Source organism: Maribacter sp. 4U21 (assembly GCF_002742365.1).
Classification (GTDB): domain Bacteria; phylum Bacteroidota; class Bacteroidia; order Flavobacteriales; family Flavobacteriaceae; genus Maribacter.
This window is the reverse complement of sequence record NZ_MDGN01000058.1, coordinates 63,680-81,419: the sequence shown is the minus strand read 5'-3', so window position 1 is coordinate 81,419 and position 17,740 is coordinate 63,680. Positions and strand designations below refer to the sequence as shown.

The window sequence follows — 17,740 nt, the reverse complement described above, 5'->3', positions numbered from 1 at the left end:
TTATGCCATACTGGCACTAGTTTGTGTTTTTTTATGCGCTAAGGCGGCCTTTATAAATCCTACGAATAGAGGGTGCGGATTAGCAACGGTACTTTTGTATTCTGGATGATACTGTACGCCAATAAACCAAGGATGATTCCCCAACTCAACGATTTCCACTAAATCAGTGGCCGAATTTATACCCGATGTCAATAAACCAGATTGCTCCAATTGTGATTTATAGTCGTTATTAAATTCATATCTATGACGGTGGCGCTCAGAAATTTCCGTTTCCCCACCATAGACTTTTTGTACCAAGCTCCCCTCTTTTAATTTACAGTCCCATGCTCCCAAACGCATAGTACCTCCCATATTGGTAATTGTCTTTTGCTCTTCCATAAGACTTATTACGGGAGCAACGGTATGCTCATCCATTTCAGTAGAGTTAGCATTTTTAAGTCCTAAAACATTTCTAGCATATTCTATGACCGCCATTTGCATACCCAGACAGATTCCCAAAAACGGAATCCCCATTTCTCTAGCGTATTGAACAGCTTTTATTTTTCCTTCTATTCCCCTTTCACCGAATCCGGGAGCTACTAGAATACCATCTAGCCCTATTAATTTGTTCTCGAAATTACGTTCTGTTATAAATTCTGAATGAATGGATTTTACTTTGACCTTAACTTCATTTACGGCACCGGCATGGATAAAAGCTTCCAAGATGGACTTGTAAGAATCCTGAAGTTCTACATATTTACCGATGAGCCCTATAACTACTTCGTTTTTAGGATTTTTATGTCGCTTTAAAAACTCGTTCCATTGCGTTAGGTCTGGCTCAATTGTATCCGGCAATGCTAATTTTTTTAACGTAACAGTATCTAGACCTTCTTCTTGCATAAGAACGGGCACGTCATAAATCGTTGAAGCATCAATACTTTGTATAACCGCTTCTCTTTTCACATTGCAAAAGAGTGCCAATTTGTCCTTTATATCATCTGAAATCTCATGTTCGGTCCTACAAACAAGGATATCCGCTTTAATTCCGCTCTCCATAAGTGTTTTTACGGAATGCTGTGTTGGTTTCGTTTTAAGTTCACCCGCGGCGGACAAATACGGAACTAGGGTAAGGTGAATTACTATACCGTTATTATCACCTAACTCCCACAGTAATTGTCTAACGGCCTCTATGTAGGGTAAGGATTCAATATCACCTACGGTACCACCAATCTCCGTTATTACAATATCGTAATCTCCACTATTGCCCAATAACTGAACACGCTCCTTTATTTCGTTGGTTATATGGGGAACTACCTGAACGGTCTTTCCTAGAAATTCCCCTCTTCTTTCCTTTTCAATGACGCTTTGATAAATTCTTCCCGTAGTAACGTTGTTCGCCTGTGAAGTCCTTACATTAAGAAAACGCTCATAATGTCCCAGATCCAAATCGGTCTCCGCCCCATCATCCGTCACATAACATTCACCGTGTTCATAGGGATTTAGTGTACCTGGATCTACATTAATATAAGGGTCTAATTTTTGAATTGTAGTTCGGTATCCGCGAGCTTGCAATAGTTTTGCCAAGGAAGCGGCTATGATACCCTTACCAAGAGAAGAAGTTACCCCGCCCGTAACGAAGATGTATTTGGTTTGCGACATGATTGGAATTCTGTGTTACGGGACACAAAGTTACAAATTGCCGTAAGATTTCAGGGCTTATTGACAGGAAATTCTTTTTGTATTTTAAGAATTAGGGTTTCCAAGCCATTTACCTTGATTTCATGCATAGAACGCAACATTTCCCCTAATCTTCTAGTCGGAAATCCTTTTTGATTAAACCAAACCAAATAAGGTTCTGGTAGGTTCACCAGATAGCGACCTTTATATTTTCCGAAAGGCATTCTGTAATGGGCAAGCGCAATCAAATGTTGCTTATCTAGACCTAATTCCATTTTTTAAATCTAAAAAAATTATCTTTAGTACTACCAATAAAATCTATACTTATGAAAAGACGCAAGTTTATCGGAGCATCCGCGGCCGCTTCAGTCGGCCTAATAGCGTGCAATACTTCAGCTGCACAGGTCACAAAAAAAGACTCGGCCGTAAAACTTAAGCACAATATAAACCATAGTGCCTGTTATTGGTGTTACGATTCTATTCCCTTGGAAGCGTTTCTTAAGAATTTAAATGAACTGGATATCAAGGCCATTGATTTAGTAGGACCTGAAGATTGGCCACTTCTTAAAAAATACAACATACATGCTTCCATGTGCTGGGGCGCGGGATTAGGAATTAAAAAAGGCTGGAACGATCCCGCGCTGCATGATGAATTGGTGGCGGATTATCTACAAATAATACCCAAAGTAGCAGAAGCCGGTTATACCAATCTTATCTGTTTTAGTGGTAACCGAAACGGAATGAATGACGAAGAAGGTTTAGCGAACTGTATTACAGGTTTAAAGCGCATTTTACCACTTGCCGAAAAACACGGCGTTGTAGTACAAATGGAACTTTTGAACAGCAAGGTAAATCACGAAGACTATATGTGTGATCGCACCGAATGGGGTGTAGCCCTTTGTAAAGCCCTTGGTACCGAAAATTTCAAGTTGCTTTACGATATTTACCACATGCAGATTATGGAAGGGGACATCATAAGAAACATACAGGAATACCACCCTTATTTTGGACATTACCACACGGGCGGCAATCCCGGAAGAAATGAAATTGATGAAACACAGGAACTCTTTTACCCGGCAATTATGAAGGCTATATTGGCCACGGGATACAAGGGCCATGTAGCCCAAGAGTTTGTGCCTACTTGGGAAAATAAAATAGATGCCCTTAAGCAAGGCGTAACCATTTGTGACGTTTAACTCAACGTTTGCAACCTAACCCTCGTTCAATGCTTTTTCTATTCTTTGAATCCAAAATTTTTGCTGAGGTATATTTCTAGAATAATCCGTTTCCTTATCGTAACGGTTCTGAAAATCGTTTAGTTCTTTAAGGGTCTCTCTATAAATAGCCTTCACCTCGGCCTTTATGTTTTTTGTAAATCGTGCTTTCGCCATTTTTTTTCGCATATGGCGAGCAAAAAGCTCCGAAATATCAAAATGAAGCTGTTCGTGTACCAAGGTTGCCTCATTACATATGTTGGGTTTGTACCATGACTTTGTAGGGTAAAAGAACGCATTGACTTCGTAATCAACCACCATTTCATTACCCTTATAGCTTGTTGAAAACTGATAACTTATGCCACTCGCGGTAGTAGCTGCAGCTCCCGCCCCAACGGGAACTTTTCCCCTGAAATCGCTCCAATACAGCCTTTTGTCCGGTTCCCAAAGCACTTCTTCTTGTCCCCAAGAATACGATGAGAACATAACAAAAAAGAAAAAAATTAGAAAAGCATTCTTTATAACACCCAATTGAAAGAGATTTCCTTTTCTATATCAGGGTGTAAACTAAAATGAACAGGACAGGTATTTGCCGTGTGTATCAATATTTTCCTATCCTTTTCGGAAATATGTGATGGTAAGTTTAGGTCCACTTCTATCTTGGCAATTCTTCTTGGGTCGGATGCCATATGTTTGGTCACATCTGCCCGCGAACCTTCTAAATTTAATTTTAGGCTATTTGCCTTAATTCCCATCATCGTTAAAATACAGCTGGCCAAACCGGTGGCCACCGTATCGGTTGGCGAAAATGCCTGTCCAAGACCATTATTATCGGTTGGGGCATCGGTTACGAAAGAATTACCGGATTTTAAATGAACGCACTCCGTTCTCAAATCGCCATTATAGGTCACTTTTGATGTCATACTACTTATTCTATTTGTTTTATGGCCATATCCTCATAAGCCATGATATAAGAGGCCTTATTGAAGTAACCGGATGTGGCATCTTTTTCGTAATCGAATTTATTGCCGTTATACTCCGTTGCCCCTATGAACTTGGAAATATCTATCAAATCGTTCTTATAGGCTAACTTTAATAGTAAATCATACGTAAGGTCAAAACCTCTTACCGCAAATTTGTCCGGAGCATCCCCGAATCTTTTCCTGTAACGTTTCACAAAGGCATTTGAAGTGACTTCTCTGTATACAGATGGATACGTGAAGTTTAAGTTAGACAAATGGGTGCTAGAAATGACATCATTTTCAAATGCGTTGTTCTTATCCGTTGTTAACATGCGTAATTTCACCTTGTTCTTACCATTTTCAATATCCAGCAATGCATTATTAAAGGAATTTAATATGGATACCACACTGGCTATCAGTTTAAAGTTGTCCGATTCTACGAAAACCCAATTTTCTACGTCTTCGGATAATTGACTTGCCAATTTATCCCTATTTATGCCGATATTCTTCTCTTCTTCTTTTACAAGAATTACTTTTGAACCCGGGAAATGTCCCAACAACTCTTCCTCCACCGCTCTATTTTTTTCGTCCGCGATAATCACCAAATTTTCATTGGTATGATTGGCCTTCACGTATTTAATCATATGTTCCCGCAACAATTTTTCTTCGGTATAGGAGAAAAACACGTTACTTAAACTAAGTTCACTTTTTACAGGAACAGGGGCAATAACCGGTAACTGATAACTTGCGGCTTGGTTAGAAACCTCATTCAAAGAAATTGCGTCCAAAGGTCCTACGATAGCATTGTATTCTGAAAGATTTTCTTGCTGTAAAATTGTTTTTGTCCTAGCCAAGGTAAATTGGTTATCAAAAGTTTCCACATCTACAGAAATACCTAAGGATTTAATAGAATCTAAGGCAACCAAGGCACCAGAGTATAGCCCAAGACTATATTTAAGGCTATTTCTGTTCTGCATGGCCCAAGTAACGGATTCCTTGTCGCTCATATTAAGCTTATCAATGCGGAAGGGCAACAAAAACATAATTTTTGGCCTTACCTGGGTATTGATGCTATCCAACAAGTTGATTTTATCCAGAACAAGGGAATTGCGTACTTCAAAATCCCCAACTTGATCTTTGGGTAATTTAAGCACCATCCCTGCTTTAAGACCATCTTTTAAATCTGGGTTTAGTTGCATTAAATCCGACCAGGACATTCCAAATTTTCGAGTCAGCCGAAATTCGTTCTGTTTTGGCCGTACCACATAGAAGATATAATTGTCCGTATTGATTTCGCCAGGGTCCAATTTCGTTTCAGGTAGTCTAATGACCATCCCCTCTTTCAACCCTCCACGCTCAGAAATTTCTGGATTTAAACGAACTATTTCATCCGCTTTTACATCAAACTCCTTTTCCAACCGATAAAAATTCATTTTGGCCGGAACCGTGTAGGAAATATAGAGCTGCGTTTGCTGGTCTTCTACTGTGCTTCCCGCAATTCTGGGCATTAAAAGCTCATAGCCTTCGGCCAGATAATTACTTGTCTTGGACAATCCAGGATTAAGTACGAGCATACTATCGATGGTAATCCCGTATTTGTGGGCAATACTCCACCTCGTTTCTTTAGGAGCGACAATATACTTCTCATAATCACCTGGGTCAATCGCAGATGTTTCTTCGTCTACCTCTGGATATTTCGGGATACGGATTATCATCTTCTTCCTTAATTGCGAGGCGTACAGCTGTTTATTGTATTTCTTTATTTCCTCCTCAGAAACATTGTACCTCTTGGCGATACCATAAAGCGTCTCTTTCTTTCTTACTTTGTGTTCCCTAAAACCAATCGGCTCCTTTTTTACTACTGAATCAGTCATTATACCTTTGATAAGGGCATCAACGGTATTCTTGTCATCGGCCGTCATAGCACCGCTTGGTATTACCAAAATAGTATTAGGGCTTAAATCCCCGTCCTTTTTAATTTGCTTGTTATATTTAAGGATATCGTCCGGAGAAACTCCATAAGCCTTAGAGATGCTCTCTAAGGTTTCTCCTTTCTTTACCGGATGCGTATTAAACTTCTGCGCAAAGGCCGTAACGCCGAACAGAAGGCAGATTAGAACCGTAAAAAGTGTTTTGACTGTATTTTTCATTATTCCCATTCTATCGTTGCTGGTGGTTTGGAACTTATATCATATACGACACGATTCACTCCAGGGACTTTATTAATGATATCATTTGATGTTTTTTGCAAAAACTCATATGGTAAATTTACCCAATCTGCGGTCATACCATCTGTACTTTCGACAGCTCGTAAAGCTACACATTTTTCATAAGTTCGCTCGTCTCCCATAACGCCCACGCTATTGACAGGCAATAACATAGCACCCGCCTGCCAGACCTTATCGTACAATCCCCACTCACGTAATCCATTAATAAATATATGGTCTACTTCTTGTAATATGGCCACTTTATCCCTGGTAATATCCCCTAGAATTCGAATTGCCAAACCAGGACCCGGAAATGGATGCCGTCCCAACAAGGCTTTGTCTATTCCTAAACTGGCACCTACCCTACGCACTTCGTCCTTGAACAACATTTTTAAAGGCTCCACTACTTTTAACTTCATATAATCCGGAAGACCACCAACATTGTGATGACTTTTTATTGTCGCCGAAGGTCCGCCGGTTGCCGAAACAGACTCAATGACATCCGGATAAATTGTTCCTTGCGCCAACCATTTGGCGTTATCTACCTTGTGCGATTCATCATCAAAAACCTCAACGAACACTCTTCCTATGGTTTTACGCTTCGTCTCTGGGTCAGACTCTCCTTCCAAATCATCCAAAAAGCGTGCCGAAGCATCTACTCCTTTAACATTGAGGCCCATGCCCTCGTACTGTTTTAGCACATCGCCGAACTCGTTCTTACGAAGCAAACCATTGTTGACAAAAATACAATGCAGGTTAGTACCAATGGCTTTATGCAGTAGTACCGCGGCCACAGAGGAGTCTACTCCTCCGGACAAGCCTAATATTACCTTTTCATCCCCGATCTTTTCTTTTAACTCCGCCACCGTGGTTTCTACAAAAGCGTCCGGTGTCCAAGTTTGTGCCACCCCTGCAATATGAACTAGAAAATTCTCCAATAATTGTTTACCATCCGTGGTATGATACACTTCTGGATGAAACTGAATTCCATACGTATCTTCACCATCAAACTTAAAAGCGGCATTCTCAACATCATTGGTACTAGCCAATAGGGTAGTATTTTCTGGCAGTTTTTTAATGGTATCCGCATGGCTCATCCAGACCTGACTGCCCGTACCTATTTTGGCTAAAAAAGGGGAATTGCTATCCACTTGGGACAAATTTGCCCGACCATATTCTCTTGTATTCGATTTTTCAACATTCCCACCATTGAAATGAGCTAGATACTGTGCGCCATAGCAAACACCCAACAAGGGTTTCTTGCCACGAATTTCCGATAAATCAGGATGCGGAGCATCATCGGCCCTAACGGAATAAGGAGAACCCGAAAGTATCACCGCTTTGTATTCAGAAAGGGCTGCCGGTGGTTTGTTATAAGGTTTTATTTCAGAGAAAATATTAAGCTCTCGAACACGTCTACCAATGAGTTGGGTATACTGAGAACCGAAATCTAGAATCAGGACTTTATTTTGCATGGGCAAAAATAGGAAAATCGAAAATTTGATAGAGCGTTCTTTTGAGATATTTACAACAGGTTTTTAACAATAAACCACATCGCTGTCAACTAGATCAACCACCAGCCTGCAAAACCCTATACCGTCCCCAAGCGTCATGTTTTCAACACGTATGTAAAATTACAAGCCTGACATAACTTTCATGGTAACAGATACTATTTTTTTGTACATAACGACCGTCTAGGTGACTTCTTACGTACATACCTAGAGTATTAAGTCTTACAGAACCATATTGTAGGGTTTTCACTATTTTTATCACACAGCTTACACAAAATCTATGAAATATATTTCTTCAATTATCTTCGGTGCCGCCATAGTACTCGCGGCCTATTTTCTTGGAAACGCCTATATCAAAAGAGCGAATCCGCCGCAGATTATTTCCGTGACGGGTCTTGGAAACGAAAATTTTACATCGGACCTCATTGTTTGGGAGGGGAAGTTTTCTGCAAACAATACGGTGTTAAAATCAGCATTTGAGCAGTTAAATCTAGATAAAGCTGTCGTTAGGGATTACCTAGTGTCAAAAGGTATAAAAGAAGAAAACATCATTTTTAATAGCGTACAGACTACGGAAATGAGAGATAACAAATACGACAATGGTAATTATGTCGGTAGTATTTTTAGAGGTTACCAATTAACCCAGTCCATTAAAATAGAATCACCCAATGTAGCGCTTATTGAACAAGTGTCTAGAGAGATTACAGAGCTTTTGAACAGAGGCGTTCAGTTCAACTCTTTTCCTCCCCGCTATTACTATACCAAGCTGGCGGATTTAAAAATAGAGATGATTTCCAAAGCCACCGAAGATGCCAGAATAAGAGCTGAGAAAATAGCAGAAAATTCGGGGAGTAGATTGGGCGACTTATCTTCTGCGCGAATGGGCGTTTTTCAGATAACAGGTCAAAATTCCGGTGAAGATTACTCTTGGGGCGGAGCCTATAATACCACATCCAAAAAGAAAACGGCATCTATCACCATGAAATTGGACTATAGGGTAGACTAAATGTATTCATTGAAATAAAATATCTTATTTAGCTGATATACAAACTCTTGAATTGATTCCTACAAAATATTCTTAACCAGTATTAAAAAAAGCCCGGTAATCAACCGGGCTTTCTATCCAACCAACCAAATAATCGAATACGATTAGGAATTAAATACTACTCTTTTTCATAGCAATTCGTATTCCTCCACTTGGTCGCAAGATACATACATGCCTTACATTTAAGGTTTAAAAAAAGCTCGGGAACCACCCCGAGCTTTTTAATCAAAATCAAAAACCAACCTAACTTTAGTATTTTATCGGAATACTAATTTATTTTTCATAGCAATTTATATATAGAACAACTTACCTGTAAAAAACCCTACCCAATCCTATGTTTTTTTCTAACTTTATTAAAAGAAGCATAACATGGAGCAGGTTTTCTGGAAGGAGCTAAATGAGGAATTACATAAAGGAATAACTAAAAAAGGGCATCCTTTTCGGTATATGACCCTTGCTACTGTGGGATTGGACCATTTGGCAAGACTCAGAACCGTGGTTTTGAGAAAGCTGAACAAAAATCTGGACCTTACGATATTCACGGACAAACGCTCTAAAAAAGTAATACATATAAAGGAGAACAACAAAGTAAGCCTGCTCCTATATCACCCCAAAAAGATGCTACAACTTAAAATAGAAGGGAAAGCTAGAATCATTGAAGACCCTGAAACTCTAAAAAAATACTGGAACGGCATACAGCCCAACAGTCGCAAAGATTACATTACCAAAAAGGCTCCTGGAACTGTCATCAAAAATCCTGATTTGGTAACCTACATGGATGATGAGCATCATTTTTGTATGATAGAAATAAAGCCCTATAAAATCGAGTATCTTAAACTAAAGAGACCAAACCACATCCGGATTAAATACTCCAAAGTGGGAGAAAAATGGGAAGAGGAATTTTTGACTCCTTAATCTTGACTATAGGCTAATAACAGTGAACTCCATACATAAAGGCTGTAAGGCATTCTTTAGCATGGGTATAAGACCATCACCGTATTCCAAGTAAAGTTCTGAAAAGTTCAAATTACGTTCTTGCAAAGACTTTCCTGGAAAGAGTTCGTTCTGAATTTCCGTCATACGAACGACATGATCTTTCAATTTTCTTTTTTGTGCCTTCAACAGTCGTTTTTCCAGATGGTCAAGACCTTTTTTTTGTTTTACCTCCTGTGCCTTAACGGCGCCTAAAAAAGATTTATCCGTCTGTTCGGCCAAGGTATACAAGTCTTTAAATTGATTTTCCAAAAGTTCTTTTTGTGAAGTAAAATCGATTTCGACATTCGATATTTCACGTATTTTTTTATTAATGAGGCTATTTTGCTTTAGAAACAAATCCTTGACGGACAATTGCATCTTATCTAACTTTTTCAACTGTTTCTTTGAAATCACCAAGGCCGAATTTCTTAGTAGAAGAATAGGAAAAGGCACCTGCATAGCTTCAAAAGTAGCTTTTAGCTCCAACCAATATGCAATTTCACCGCCTCCGCCAATATAGCAGAGATTGGGCAATATCACCTCTTGATACAATGGTCTGGCGATCACGTTTGGCGAAAAGCGCTCTGGATGTTCTTCTAATTCTCTAAGCAGTTCTTCTTCCGTAAAGGAAATAGCTGTATCATTTACGACATAGCTGTCCTTGTGTTCAACAATCCGTTCTCTTAAACCCTCGTGCAAATAGAAATAATTGATTTCCCTAGGATTCACTTGTATGGGATACCCCTCGTTTAGTCCTTCTATAGCACTAATGGTCTTGCTAACCTCGGAATGGGCTTTTTGTTCTAGGATATCTTTTTTTGCGTATGGAATTAGTAGCCGTTTAAGCCTACTGTCGCCACCATCTACGATAACCAAACCATATTCCCCAAATAATTCGTTCGCCAAGAAACGGGTTGCATTTGTTAGTGTCCCGTTTTCTAAATAGGCTTTTTCAAAAAGGTCCTTCAATTCCAGAGCATTCTTACTACTCCCTAAATGGCTAGAAAAAATCCTGAACACCTCATCTAAACCTTCGGTACCTAAATGACCAACGGCTCCAGAGGCATCTTTGTTCCATTGAAGCTTCTTACCTTGAAAATTAAAATAATTTATTTCATCAAAATCATGGTCTTCCGTGGCCATCCAATAGATAGGCACGAAATTGGAATCAGGGAAGTCTTTTTTTAACTGTTCTGCGAGATTTATAGTAGCTATGATTTTGTACAAAAAATATAAAGGTCCCGTAAAAAGGTTTAGCTGGTGCCCCGTTACAACGGTGAAGGTTGAAGATTCCTTTAAACTGTTGATATGATGTAAGGTGTTATCGGAAACATTAAAATCTTTATATTGATGTAATAACGCTTCCTTTAAAATAGCTCTATTTTCTTGGGGAAAGTTCGCCCCTTTCTCCTTTAACTGTTTTTGGAAACCTGCTCTATCCGGAAAGTTTTTGTAGAGCGTTTTAATCTTCCTATCCGCCTCAATATAGTCGCAGATTAAATTTGAAAAGTAGCCGGTCTCTTTAAAGGGTAAACAGTCAATATCCATAGAAGAACAAAAATGAAGGTAAATATAAAACTCTCCTGTTTTAGAGTTCCTAAAAATACGTTAATTACCTTAACAAATAAATTTTTGATTACTCGTTAAAAAGCAGTTTTCACAGGACAATTTTCAACAATAATTTGTTAGATTTGGAAACTTTCGATTTTAAAAATATCACATGGTTAAAATTTTACGTTCCCTCCTATTTCTACTACCTATTTTATCAATTGCGCAGCTTCAATCCCCTTCAGAATTTTTGGGTTATGAACTTGGAAGCCAGTTTACAAGACACCATCAAGTAGTAGACTACTACGAATATCTCGTCGGGGCATCACCGGACAGGATGCAATTAATGCAGTATGGGAAAACCAATGAAAGAAGACCTTTATTATTGGCATATATTTCCTCAGCGAATAATATTGAAAATCTAGAACGTATTCGGTTAGAGCATCTAAAAAGCACCAGTGGAGAGGGAGCATCGGATAAAGCCATCGTATGGCTTAGTTATAATGTTCACGGTAACGAAAGTGTTAGCACGGAAGCATCCATGCAGACCATTTATGATTTACTCACCCGTAAAAGCGATTATTTGGAAAATACCATCGTCATTATGGACCCCTGTATAAATCCAGACGGCAGGGATCGGTATGTAAATTGGTACAACCAGTACAAAAACAATCCCAATACGGTTGACCCGAACAGCAAAGAGCACCATGAAGGTTGGTGGAGTGGTCGCAGCAATCATTACATGTTCGACCTTAACAGGGATTGGGCATGGCTAACACAGGTAGAAAGTCAACAAAGACTGAAACAGTTTAACAAATGGCTACCCCATGTACACGTAGATTTTCATGAACAAGGGGTTGATAGCCCTTATTATTTTGCCCCGGCGGCCGAACCTTATCATGAGGTGATCACTGATTTTCAACGAGCGTTCCAAGTAACTATCGGTAAAAACCATGCAAAATATTTTGATGAAAACGGATGGTTTTACTTTACCAAAGAATCGTTTGACCTGTTATATCCCAGCTACGGAGACACCTATCCGACCTATAACGGCGGTATTGGCATGACCTATGAACAAGGAGGAAGCGGTAGAGCGGGTCTCGGTATTAAAACTAGCATTGGGGACACTCTTACGTTGAAAGACCGAATTTCTCACCACCACACTACCGGACTTTCCACTGTGGAGGTGGCAAGCAATAATGTGGCAAAATTAAATGATGAATTCAAGAAATTCTATCAGGACAAGGACTTCAAGTACAAGAACTATGTGCTCAACGGAAACCAGGATAAATTGAATGCGCTGACCAACCTGTTAAAACAGCATGAAATCGAGTTCGGTTACGCTTCCAATACAACATATAAAGGATACGACTACGCTACCGGGAAAATAGGCACTATGAAGGCATCGACCAAAAGTCTGGTCGTTTCAACAGACCAAGCTAAAGGAACGTTGGTCAAGGTACTATTTGAGCCTAAAGCAAAATTAAGTGATTCGGTTACCTATGATATAACCGCTTGGTCCCTACCCTATGCCTATGGCTTGGATGCATTGGCAACGGAGACCGGCATTCAGAAAAATACGGCTACGAATACTGCAGGAAGCTTTGGGATAGCAAAGCCGGATAGCTATGCTTATATTACCGATTGGAATGCCATGAACGATGCTAAATTTCTTGCGGAATTGCTCAAGCAAAAAATACGGGTGCGCTATGCTCACAAACCCTTTATGTTAGATGGGATTGAACACAAAAGAGGAAGTCTTATTATTACTAAAACGGACAATAAAAACGTAACCGACTTTAGCAAAATTTTAAATGAGGCATCCATAAAATTTTCTAAACAGCTCCAACCCACAACCACCGGTTTTGTAGAGAGTGGAAAAGACTTTGGCTCTAGATACGTTGGCGTTGTACCAGATGTAAAAGTTGCCGTATTATCCGGTGAACCAACCTCTACACTCCGTTTTGGCGAAGTATGGCATTTTTTTGAACAACAGCTCAACTACCCATTATCCGTTTTGGACGAAAGCTACTTTAGTCGGGTTGATTTATCCGACTATGACATTTTAATTCTTCCTGACGGATGGGGATATCGCAGTTTCTTAAAGAAGAACATTACCGAAAAAATCACAGATTGGGTTAAATCTGGTGGTAGGTTAATTGCCATGGGCGGGTCCGTAAATGCCTTAGCTAAAAGTGATAGTTTTGGCATCAAGGAAAAAGAAACACCTAAAGACACCACAGTAAATCTTGAAGCTTTTGAAAACAATCAAAGAGAACGTATTAAAACGGCTATTACCGGCGCAATCTTTAAAGCTACAGTAGATCCTACGCATCCCTTAGCATACGGTTATGGCAATACTTACTTTACCCTAAAACTCGGTAATACTGCCTTTAATTATTTGGACGGTGGCAGCGCGGTATATCTTAATGAGAACGCGAACAAACCGGTTTCTGGTTTTGCAGGGAGCGAGGCTCAAAAGAAAATTGCAGAAACACTGATTTTTGGAACCGAAAATATAGGAAGAGGTCAAGTTGTTTATATGGTTGATAATCCATTGTTTCGAGGATTTTGGGAAAATGGAAAACTATTCTTTGCCAACGCCATATTCATGGTCAATTAAAACCTCAAAATAAACCGCATGAAAGCATATAAAGTCGAAACACTTATCTATTACAGTAAAATTACCCTGGACACCAAGCATATTGCCAATTCTTCAAAGGCAGAAATTCAAGAAAAGTTAGATGAATATGCCAAGTATGGTTGGCGACTGGCTTCAACGGACGCTACCAACTTCGGTGCAGCGGTTTACATCTATCTTTATTTTGAAAAATAGAATTTCAAACTACTGATTTACAGTAGTTTAATTGAAAAATACGGTTTTAATAGAATTTTAGAGTATCTCAGAATACCCAGTATTCAGGGTATAGCAACTCTAAAAAGCTTAATATCTTGCCAACAAATCCTGAGTATATTCGTTCTTAAAATCCGAACGATACCAAGAGTGTGGAGTAAAATGAATCATTATGCCAGATAATCAAGACAACGTATCAGCACTTTTAGCAAAATTAGAACTGCTTTTAAAAAAGCAAGAAAGTTTTAATTTGGAAGTCAATGAGCTTCGCAAAGACTTAAAGGCATTGCAAGGTGAAGCGCCATCAAAGATCACTGAAATAACTCCTGAAACAAAAGAAGCAACTACCCCGGAAAACCCTATTATAAAAGAGGAAACCGCTGTAATAAAAGATAATGAAGCGGTAATTGAAACAAAACCGACTACACCCATTGAAGCTCCTTCTATAAAGTTTTCCGCACCAATAAAAAAACCGAAGGGCAAATCAAATCTGGAGAAATTCATTGGGGAGAACCTAATTAATAAAATTGGTATTCTCATTACCGTTATTGGTGTATTCATAGGTGCCAAATATTCTATAGAAAACAACCTCATAAGCCCGCTGACCCGCATTATCTTAGGGTATTTGGTAGGTTTAGGACTGGTGGCAACAGGAATTAAACTAAAGGCAACCTATGAGAATTACAGCGCCGTACTGGTCAGTGGCGCCTTGGCGATAGTATACTTTATTACCTTTGCGGCCTACAGTTTTTACGATTTATTTCCGCAAGGTGTAGCCTTTACCTTAATGGTCTTTTTAACCGTATTCGGGGTTGTGGCCGCATTAAATTACAACAAACAGATTATTGCCCATATTGGACTCGTCGGTGCCTATGCCGTGCCCTTTTTACTCAGTAATAATTCTGGCAATGCCTGGGTCCTGTTCAGTTATATGGCCATTATTAATTTGGGCATCCTTTTCATTTCCATAAAAAAGTACTGGAAAGCGCTGTACTATGTCGCTTTTGCTTTCACATGGCTCATATTTAGCGGCTGGATTACTTTTTCTTACGAAACAAAGGACCATTATCAAATAGCACTCCTATTTCTTTTCATCTTCTTTTTAATCTTTTACGCAACATTTCTGGGTTATAAACTCATCAAGTCCGAAAAATTCAAAGTCTCGGATGTTTTTATGCTCTTGTTGAATTCCTTTATCTTTTACGGATTCGGATTTGGACTACTGGCCCATAACGAAACGGGTGAGGAATTGCTAGGTTTATTTACTCTGGGTAATGCGTTGGTCCATTTTGTGGTGACTACCATAATATTCAAAAAGAATCTTGGTGACAAGAACCTATTTTATCTTGCGGCAGGTTTAGTACTGATTTTTATAACCATTGCCATACCCGTACAATTAGACGGTAACTGGGTAACATTATTATGGGCTATGGAGGCGGCACTCTTATTCTGGATAGGAAAGAGCAAAAACATACGCGCTTACGAGTATATGTCCTATCCTCTAATGGTCATCGCGTTTTTAAGTTTGACCCAGGATTGGGCTTTAGCGTATGGTGGCTTTACCTTCAATCTAGAAGACGAGCGACTTCAGCCGATATTCAGCGCAGCTTTTTTAACTTCGTTTCTTTTCATCGCGGCCTCTGGTTTTATCAATTGGGTGAACAAGAAATACAATACCGTTGATGGAAAAAAGAGTTTTATATCCAAGGTAATGTCCATCGCAATACCAGCAGTTTTCATTTTAGTCCTTTATTGTTCGTTCTATTTGGAAATTGAATACTATTTCACACAATTATATCAAGCCTCCGGAATACCTAGGACCATAACGGATACCTCTGAGTATTCGCAATACAACGAAAATATTTCCCAACAACGAATTGTCTGGCTTCTGAACTATACCTTGTTGTTCTTGTCCGTCCTAACGTTCATCAACATTCATAAACTAAAAAGTAGGGTCCTTGGAATCGTTACTTTGATCCTGTCCATTTTGGCCGGATTCCTCTTCCTGACAACCGGGCTGTACGCACTTAGTGAACTCAGGGAAAATTACTTGAGCGGAGCATTGGCCGAGTTCTATACCGTGAGCACATTTACGATTACCGTACGCTATGTTTGCTTTGCGTTTTTAGCACTACTGCTTTTCTTGGTCCGTAAATTGACTTTGGCTCCTTTTATGAGGATAAACTTTAATGTTCCATTTGGACTTTTACTACATACCTCCGTATTATGGATTGCAAGTAGTGAGCTTATTCATTGGATGGATATGAGTGGCTCTGACCAAAGCTATAAATTGGGCCTTAGTATTCTCTGGGGAAGTTATTCATTGTTCTTGATTATATTGGGGCTTTGGAAGAAGAAAAAATATCTTCGTATTTCGGCAATCGTACTCTTTGGCGTAACCCTCATAAAACTTTTCTTTTATGATATAGCTTCTTTGAGCACTATTGCCAAGACCATCGTTTTTGTTTCTCTTGGCGTGCTGCTCCTTATTATCTCATTCTTGTACAATAAATACAAACATATTATTACGGAAGAAAATGAAGACTAAATTGATCTATTATCTTACGCTGCTCATTTGCTCTTATTCTTTTGGACAGTTAGACACTTATTCCGAAAAAATTCCCCTTACCGGGGTTTCAGACTCGTGGCACACGATAGCCCTACCCGATACGGTCTTTGCAAAGGTAAATGACGAATTTTCGGATATCCGCATTTATGGTATCACCGAAAAAGATACCATAGAGGCACCTTATGTACTACAAACTTCCAGAGCCACTGGAGTTGAGAATGAAATTAAATTTGAACTCGTAAACCAGTCTTTCAACGCCAATGGATTCTATTTTACCTATCAAATTCCCGTGGACGAATCCATCAACAAAATAGCACTCGATTTTAAGAATACCAATTTTGATTGGAAGGTTCAATTGGAAGGAAGTCAAAATCAAAATGAATGGTTCACTATTCTAGAGGACTACAGAATTTTATCCATACAGAATACCGAAACCAACTACCGGTTTACGGACCTTATCTTTCCAGATTCAAAATTTAGGTATTTTAGAATATTTATAAAGACCACTATAAAACCTGAGCTTTTAAAGAGCTATCTCGTTTCGAACAAAATTACGCCTGCGAGTTATCGTTCTTATTCTGCCTCGGACTTCTCCGTGTCGGAAAAGGGAAAACAGACCTATATCGATATTGATTTAAAGAAACGTGTGCCCATAGGTTTTTTGAAGCTTAAAGTTACCGATGATATGGCGTATTACAGAACCATTACCATTGATTATATAGTGGACAGTACCGAAACCGAAAAAGGATGGCGGTATTCTTATAGAAATCTTTATCGCGGAACTTTGACCTCTTTCAAGGCGAATGAATTTACATTTAGGCCCGTGTTAACGTCCAAGTTCAGGGTAAGGATAGCGAATAATGACAACGCGCCGCTACCTATTACTGACGTAGAAGCCAAAGGTTATGAATATACCTTAATAACGCGCTTAATGGATGATGCGAAGTATTATTTGGTCTATGGAAAAGAAAATGCGTACAAACCCCGACATGATATTCAACAAACGGGCTTTACGTTCCCCGAGGATATGAAACCCTTACAACTAGGGCAGCCGGAAATCATTGAGAAAAAACCTCCCTTCGTAAAGGCCCCACTATTTGAAAACAAGCTATGGCTCTGGTTGCTAATGGGTACCATTATTCTTGTATTGGGTGGTTTTACGCTTAAGATGATGAAAGGAGTCTAATTTTTTATGTAAT

General features: G+C 39.2%; 14 protein-coding genes. 7 read left to right on the top strand and 7 right to left on the bottom strand.

Annotated features, from left to right (window positions below; translation table 11 throughout):
• Window positions 1-1,638, bottom strand: a complete 1,638-nt coding sequence (locus BFP77_RS12655) for a CTP synthase (protein WP_099574394.1) — start codon at window positions 1,636-1,638, stop codon at window positions 1-3.
• A gap of 50 nt (window positions 1,639-1,688) precedes the next feature.
• Window positions 1,689-1,931 carry a DUF3820 family protein gene (locus BFP77_RS12650; protein WP_099574393.1) on the bottom strand — a complete coding sequence of 81 codons (243 nt, stop codon included), beginning with the start codon at window positions 1,929-1,931 and terminating at the stop codon, window positions 1,689-1,691.
• A gap of 51 nt (window positions 1,932-1,982) precedes the next feature.
• Here BFP77_RS12650 and BFP77_RS12645 point away from each other — a divergent pair, with 51 nt between their 5' ends.
• On the top strand, window positions 1,983-2,852 hold the full coding sequence (locus BFP77_RS12645) for a hydroxypyruvate isomerase family protein (protein WP_099574392.1): 870 nt from the start codon (window positions 1,983-1,985) through the stop codon (window positions 2,850-2,852).
• Between the two features lie 15 nt (window positions 2,853-2,867).
• On the opposite strand, the gene BFP77_RS12640 is transcribed toward BFP77_RS12645, so the two are convergent.
• Genes BFP77_RS12640 through guaA form a run of 4 tightly spaced genes read right to left on the bottom strand, consistent with a single transcriptional unit; the run spans window position 2,868 to window position 7,514 of the window.
• Complete coding sequence (locus BFP77_RS12640) at window positions 2,868-3,356, bottom strand: DUF922 domain-containing protein (protein ID WP_099574493.1); 489 nt, start codon at window positions 3,354-3,356, stop codon at window positions 2,868-2,870.
• A 32-nt stretch (window positions 3,357-3,388) separates the two neighbouring features.
• Window positions 3,389-3,793 (bottom strand): OsmC family protein, encoded by a 405-nt coding sequence (locus BFP77_RS12635; RefSeq protein WP_099574391.1) that lies wholly within the window; start codon window positions 3,791-3,793, stop codon window positions 3,389-3,391.
• Window positions 3,794-3,798: 5 nt separating this feature from the next.
• Window positions 3,799-5,982, bottom strand: a complete 2,184-nt coding sequence (locus BFP77_RS12630; protein WP_257212964.1) for a LysM peptidoglycan-binding domain-containing protein — start codon at window positions 5,980-5,982, stop codon at window positions 3,799-3,801.
• Entirely contained in the window at window positions 5,982-7,514 is a 1,533-nt protein-coding gene (guaA, locus tag BFP77_RS12625; protein WP_099574389.1) for a glutamine-hydrolyzing GMP synthase, read from the bottom strand. Before guaA ends, BFP77_RS12630 begins: the two co-directional genes overlap by 1 nt.
• A gap of 316 nt (window positions 7,515-7,830) precedes the next feature.
• Here guaA and BFP77_RS12620 point away from each other — a divergent pair, with 316 nt between their 5' ends.
• Both BFP77_RS12620 and BFP77_RS12615 read left to right on the top strand, forming a co-directional pair.
• Window positions 7,831-8,556, top strand: coding sequence for an SIMPL domain-containing protein (locus BFP77_RS12620; protein WP_099574388.1), 726 nt, complete (start codon window positions 7,831-7,833; stop codon window positions 8,554-8,556).
• 408 nt (window positions 8,557-8,964) lie between these two features.
• The gene (locus BFP77_RS12615) at window positions 8,965-9,510 is read left to right on the top strand and encodes a pyridoxamine 5'-phosphate oxidase family protein (protein WP_099574387.1); all 546 of its coding nucleotides are present in this window, start codon (window positions 8,965-8,967) and stop codon (window positions 9,508-9,510) included.
• A gap of 6 nt (window positions 9,511-9,516) precedes the next feature.
• Here BFP77_RS12615 and bshC read toward each other — a convergent pair whose 3' ends face one another.
• Window positions 9,517-11,118 (bottom strand): bacillithiol biosynthesis cysteine-adding enzyme BshC, encoded by a 1,602-nt coding sequence (bshC, locus tag BFP77_RS12610; RefSeq protein WP_099574386.1) that lies wholly within the window; start codon window positions 11,116-11,118, stop codon window positions 9,517-9,519.
• 172 nt (window positions 11,119-11,290) lie between these two features.
• Here bshC and BFP77_RS12605 point away from each other — a divergent pair, with 172 nt between their 5' ends.
• From BFP77_RS12605 to BFP77_RS12590, 4 genes are all read left to right on the top strand, one after another.
• On the top strand, window positions 11,291-13,741 hold the full coding sequence (locus tag BFP77_RS12605; protein ID WP_099574385.1) for a M14 family zinc carboxypeptidase: 2,451 nt from the start codon (window positions 11,291-11,293) through the stop codon (window positions 13,739-13,741).
• An 18-nt stretch (window positions 13,742-13,759) separates the two neighbouring features.
• Complete coding sequence (locus BFP77_RS12600; protein WP_099574384.1) at window positions 13,760-13,954, top strand: DUF4177 domain-containing protein; 195 nt, start codon at window positions 13,760-13,762, stop codon at window positions 13,952-13,954.
• Between the two features lie 190 nt (window positions 13,955-14,144).
• Window positions 14,145-16,520 (top strand): DUF2339 domain-containing protein, encoded by a 2,376-nt coding sequence (locus BFP77_RS12595; RefSeq protein WP_099574383.1) that lies wholly within the window; start codon window positions 14,145-14,147, stop codon window positions 16,518-16,520.
• Complete coding sequence (locus tag BFP77_RS12590) at window positions 16,510-17,727, top strand: hypothetical protein (RefSeq protein ID WP_099574382.1); 1,218 nt, start codon at window positions 16,510-16,512, stop codon at window positions 17,725-17,727. The genes BFP77_RS12595 and BFP77_RS12590 overlap by 11 nt, the downstream gene beginning before the upstream one ends.
• The last annotated feature ends 13 nt before the right edge of the window (window positions 17,728-17,740 follow it).

Coding starts and splice junctions, on each gene's coding strand:
- BFP77_RS12655 (WP_099574394.1), bottom strand. CDS start 1,638: ATGTCGCAAACCAAATACATCTTCGTTACGGGCGGGGTAACTTCTTCT.
- BFP77_RS12650 (WP_099574393.1), bottom strand. CDS start 1,931: ATGGAATTAGGTCTAGATAAGCAACATTTGATTGCGCTTGCCCATTAC.
- BFP77_RS12645 (WP_099574392.1), top strand. CDS start 1,983: ATGAAAAGACGCAAGTTTATCGGAGCATCCGCGGCCGCTTCAGTCGGC.
- BFP77_RS12640 (WP_099574493.1), bottom strand. CDS start 3,356: ATGTTCTCATCGTATTCTTGGGGACAAGAAGAAGTGCTTTGGGAACCG.
- BFP77_RS12635 (WP_099574391.1), bottom strand. CDS start 3,793: ATGACATCAAAAGTGACCTATAATGGCGATTTGAGAACGGAGTGCGTT.
- BFP77_RS12630 (WP_257212964.1), bottom strand. CDS start 5,982: ATGAAAAATACAGTCAAAACACTTTTTACGGTTCTAATCTGCCTTCTG.
- guaA (WP_099574389.1), bottom strand. CDS start 7,514: ATGCAAAATAAAGTCCTGATTCTAGATTTCGGTTCTCAGTATACCCAA.
- BFP77_RS12620 (WP_099574388.1), top strand. CDS start 7,831: ATGAAATATATTTCTTCAATTATCTTCGGTGCCGCCATAGTACTCGCG.
- BFP77_RS12615 (WP_099574387.1), top strand. CDS start 8,965: ATGGAGCAGGTTTTCTGGAAGGAGCTAAATGAGGAATTACATAAAGGA.
- bshC (WP_099574386.1), bottom strand. CDS start 11,118: ATGGATATTGACTGTTTACCCTTTAAAGAGACCGGCTACTTTTCAAAT.
- BFP77_RS12605 (WP_099574385.1), top strand. CDS start 11,291: ATGGTTAAAATTTTACGTTCCCTCCTATTTCTACTACCTATTTTATCA.
- BFP77_RS12600 (WP_099574384.1), top strand. CDS start 13,760: ATGAAAGCATATAAAGTCGAAACACTTATCTATTACAGTAAAATTACC.
- BFP77_RS12595 (WP_099574383.1), top strand. CDS start 14,145: ATGCCAGATAATCAAGACAACGTATCAGCACTTTTAGCAAAATTAGAA.
- BFP77_RS12590 (WP_099574382.1), top strand. CDS start 16,510: ATGAAGACTAAATTGATCTATTATCTTACGCTGCTCATTTGCTCTTAT.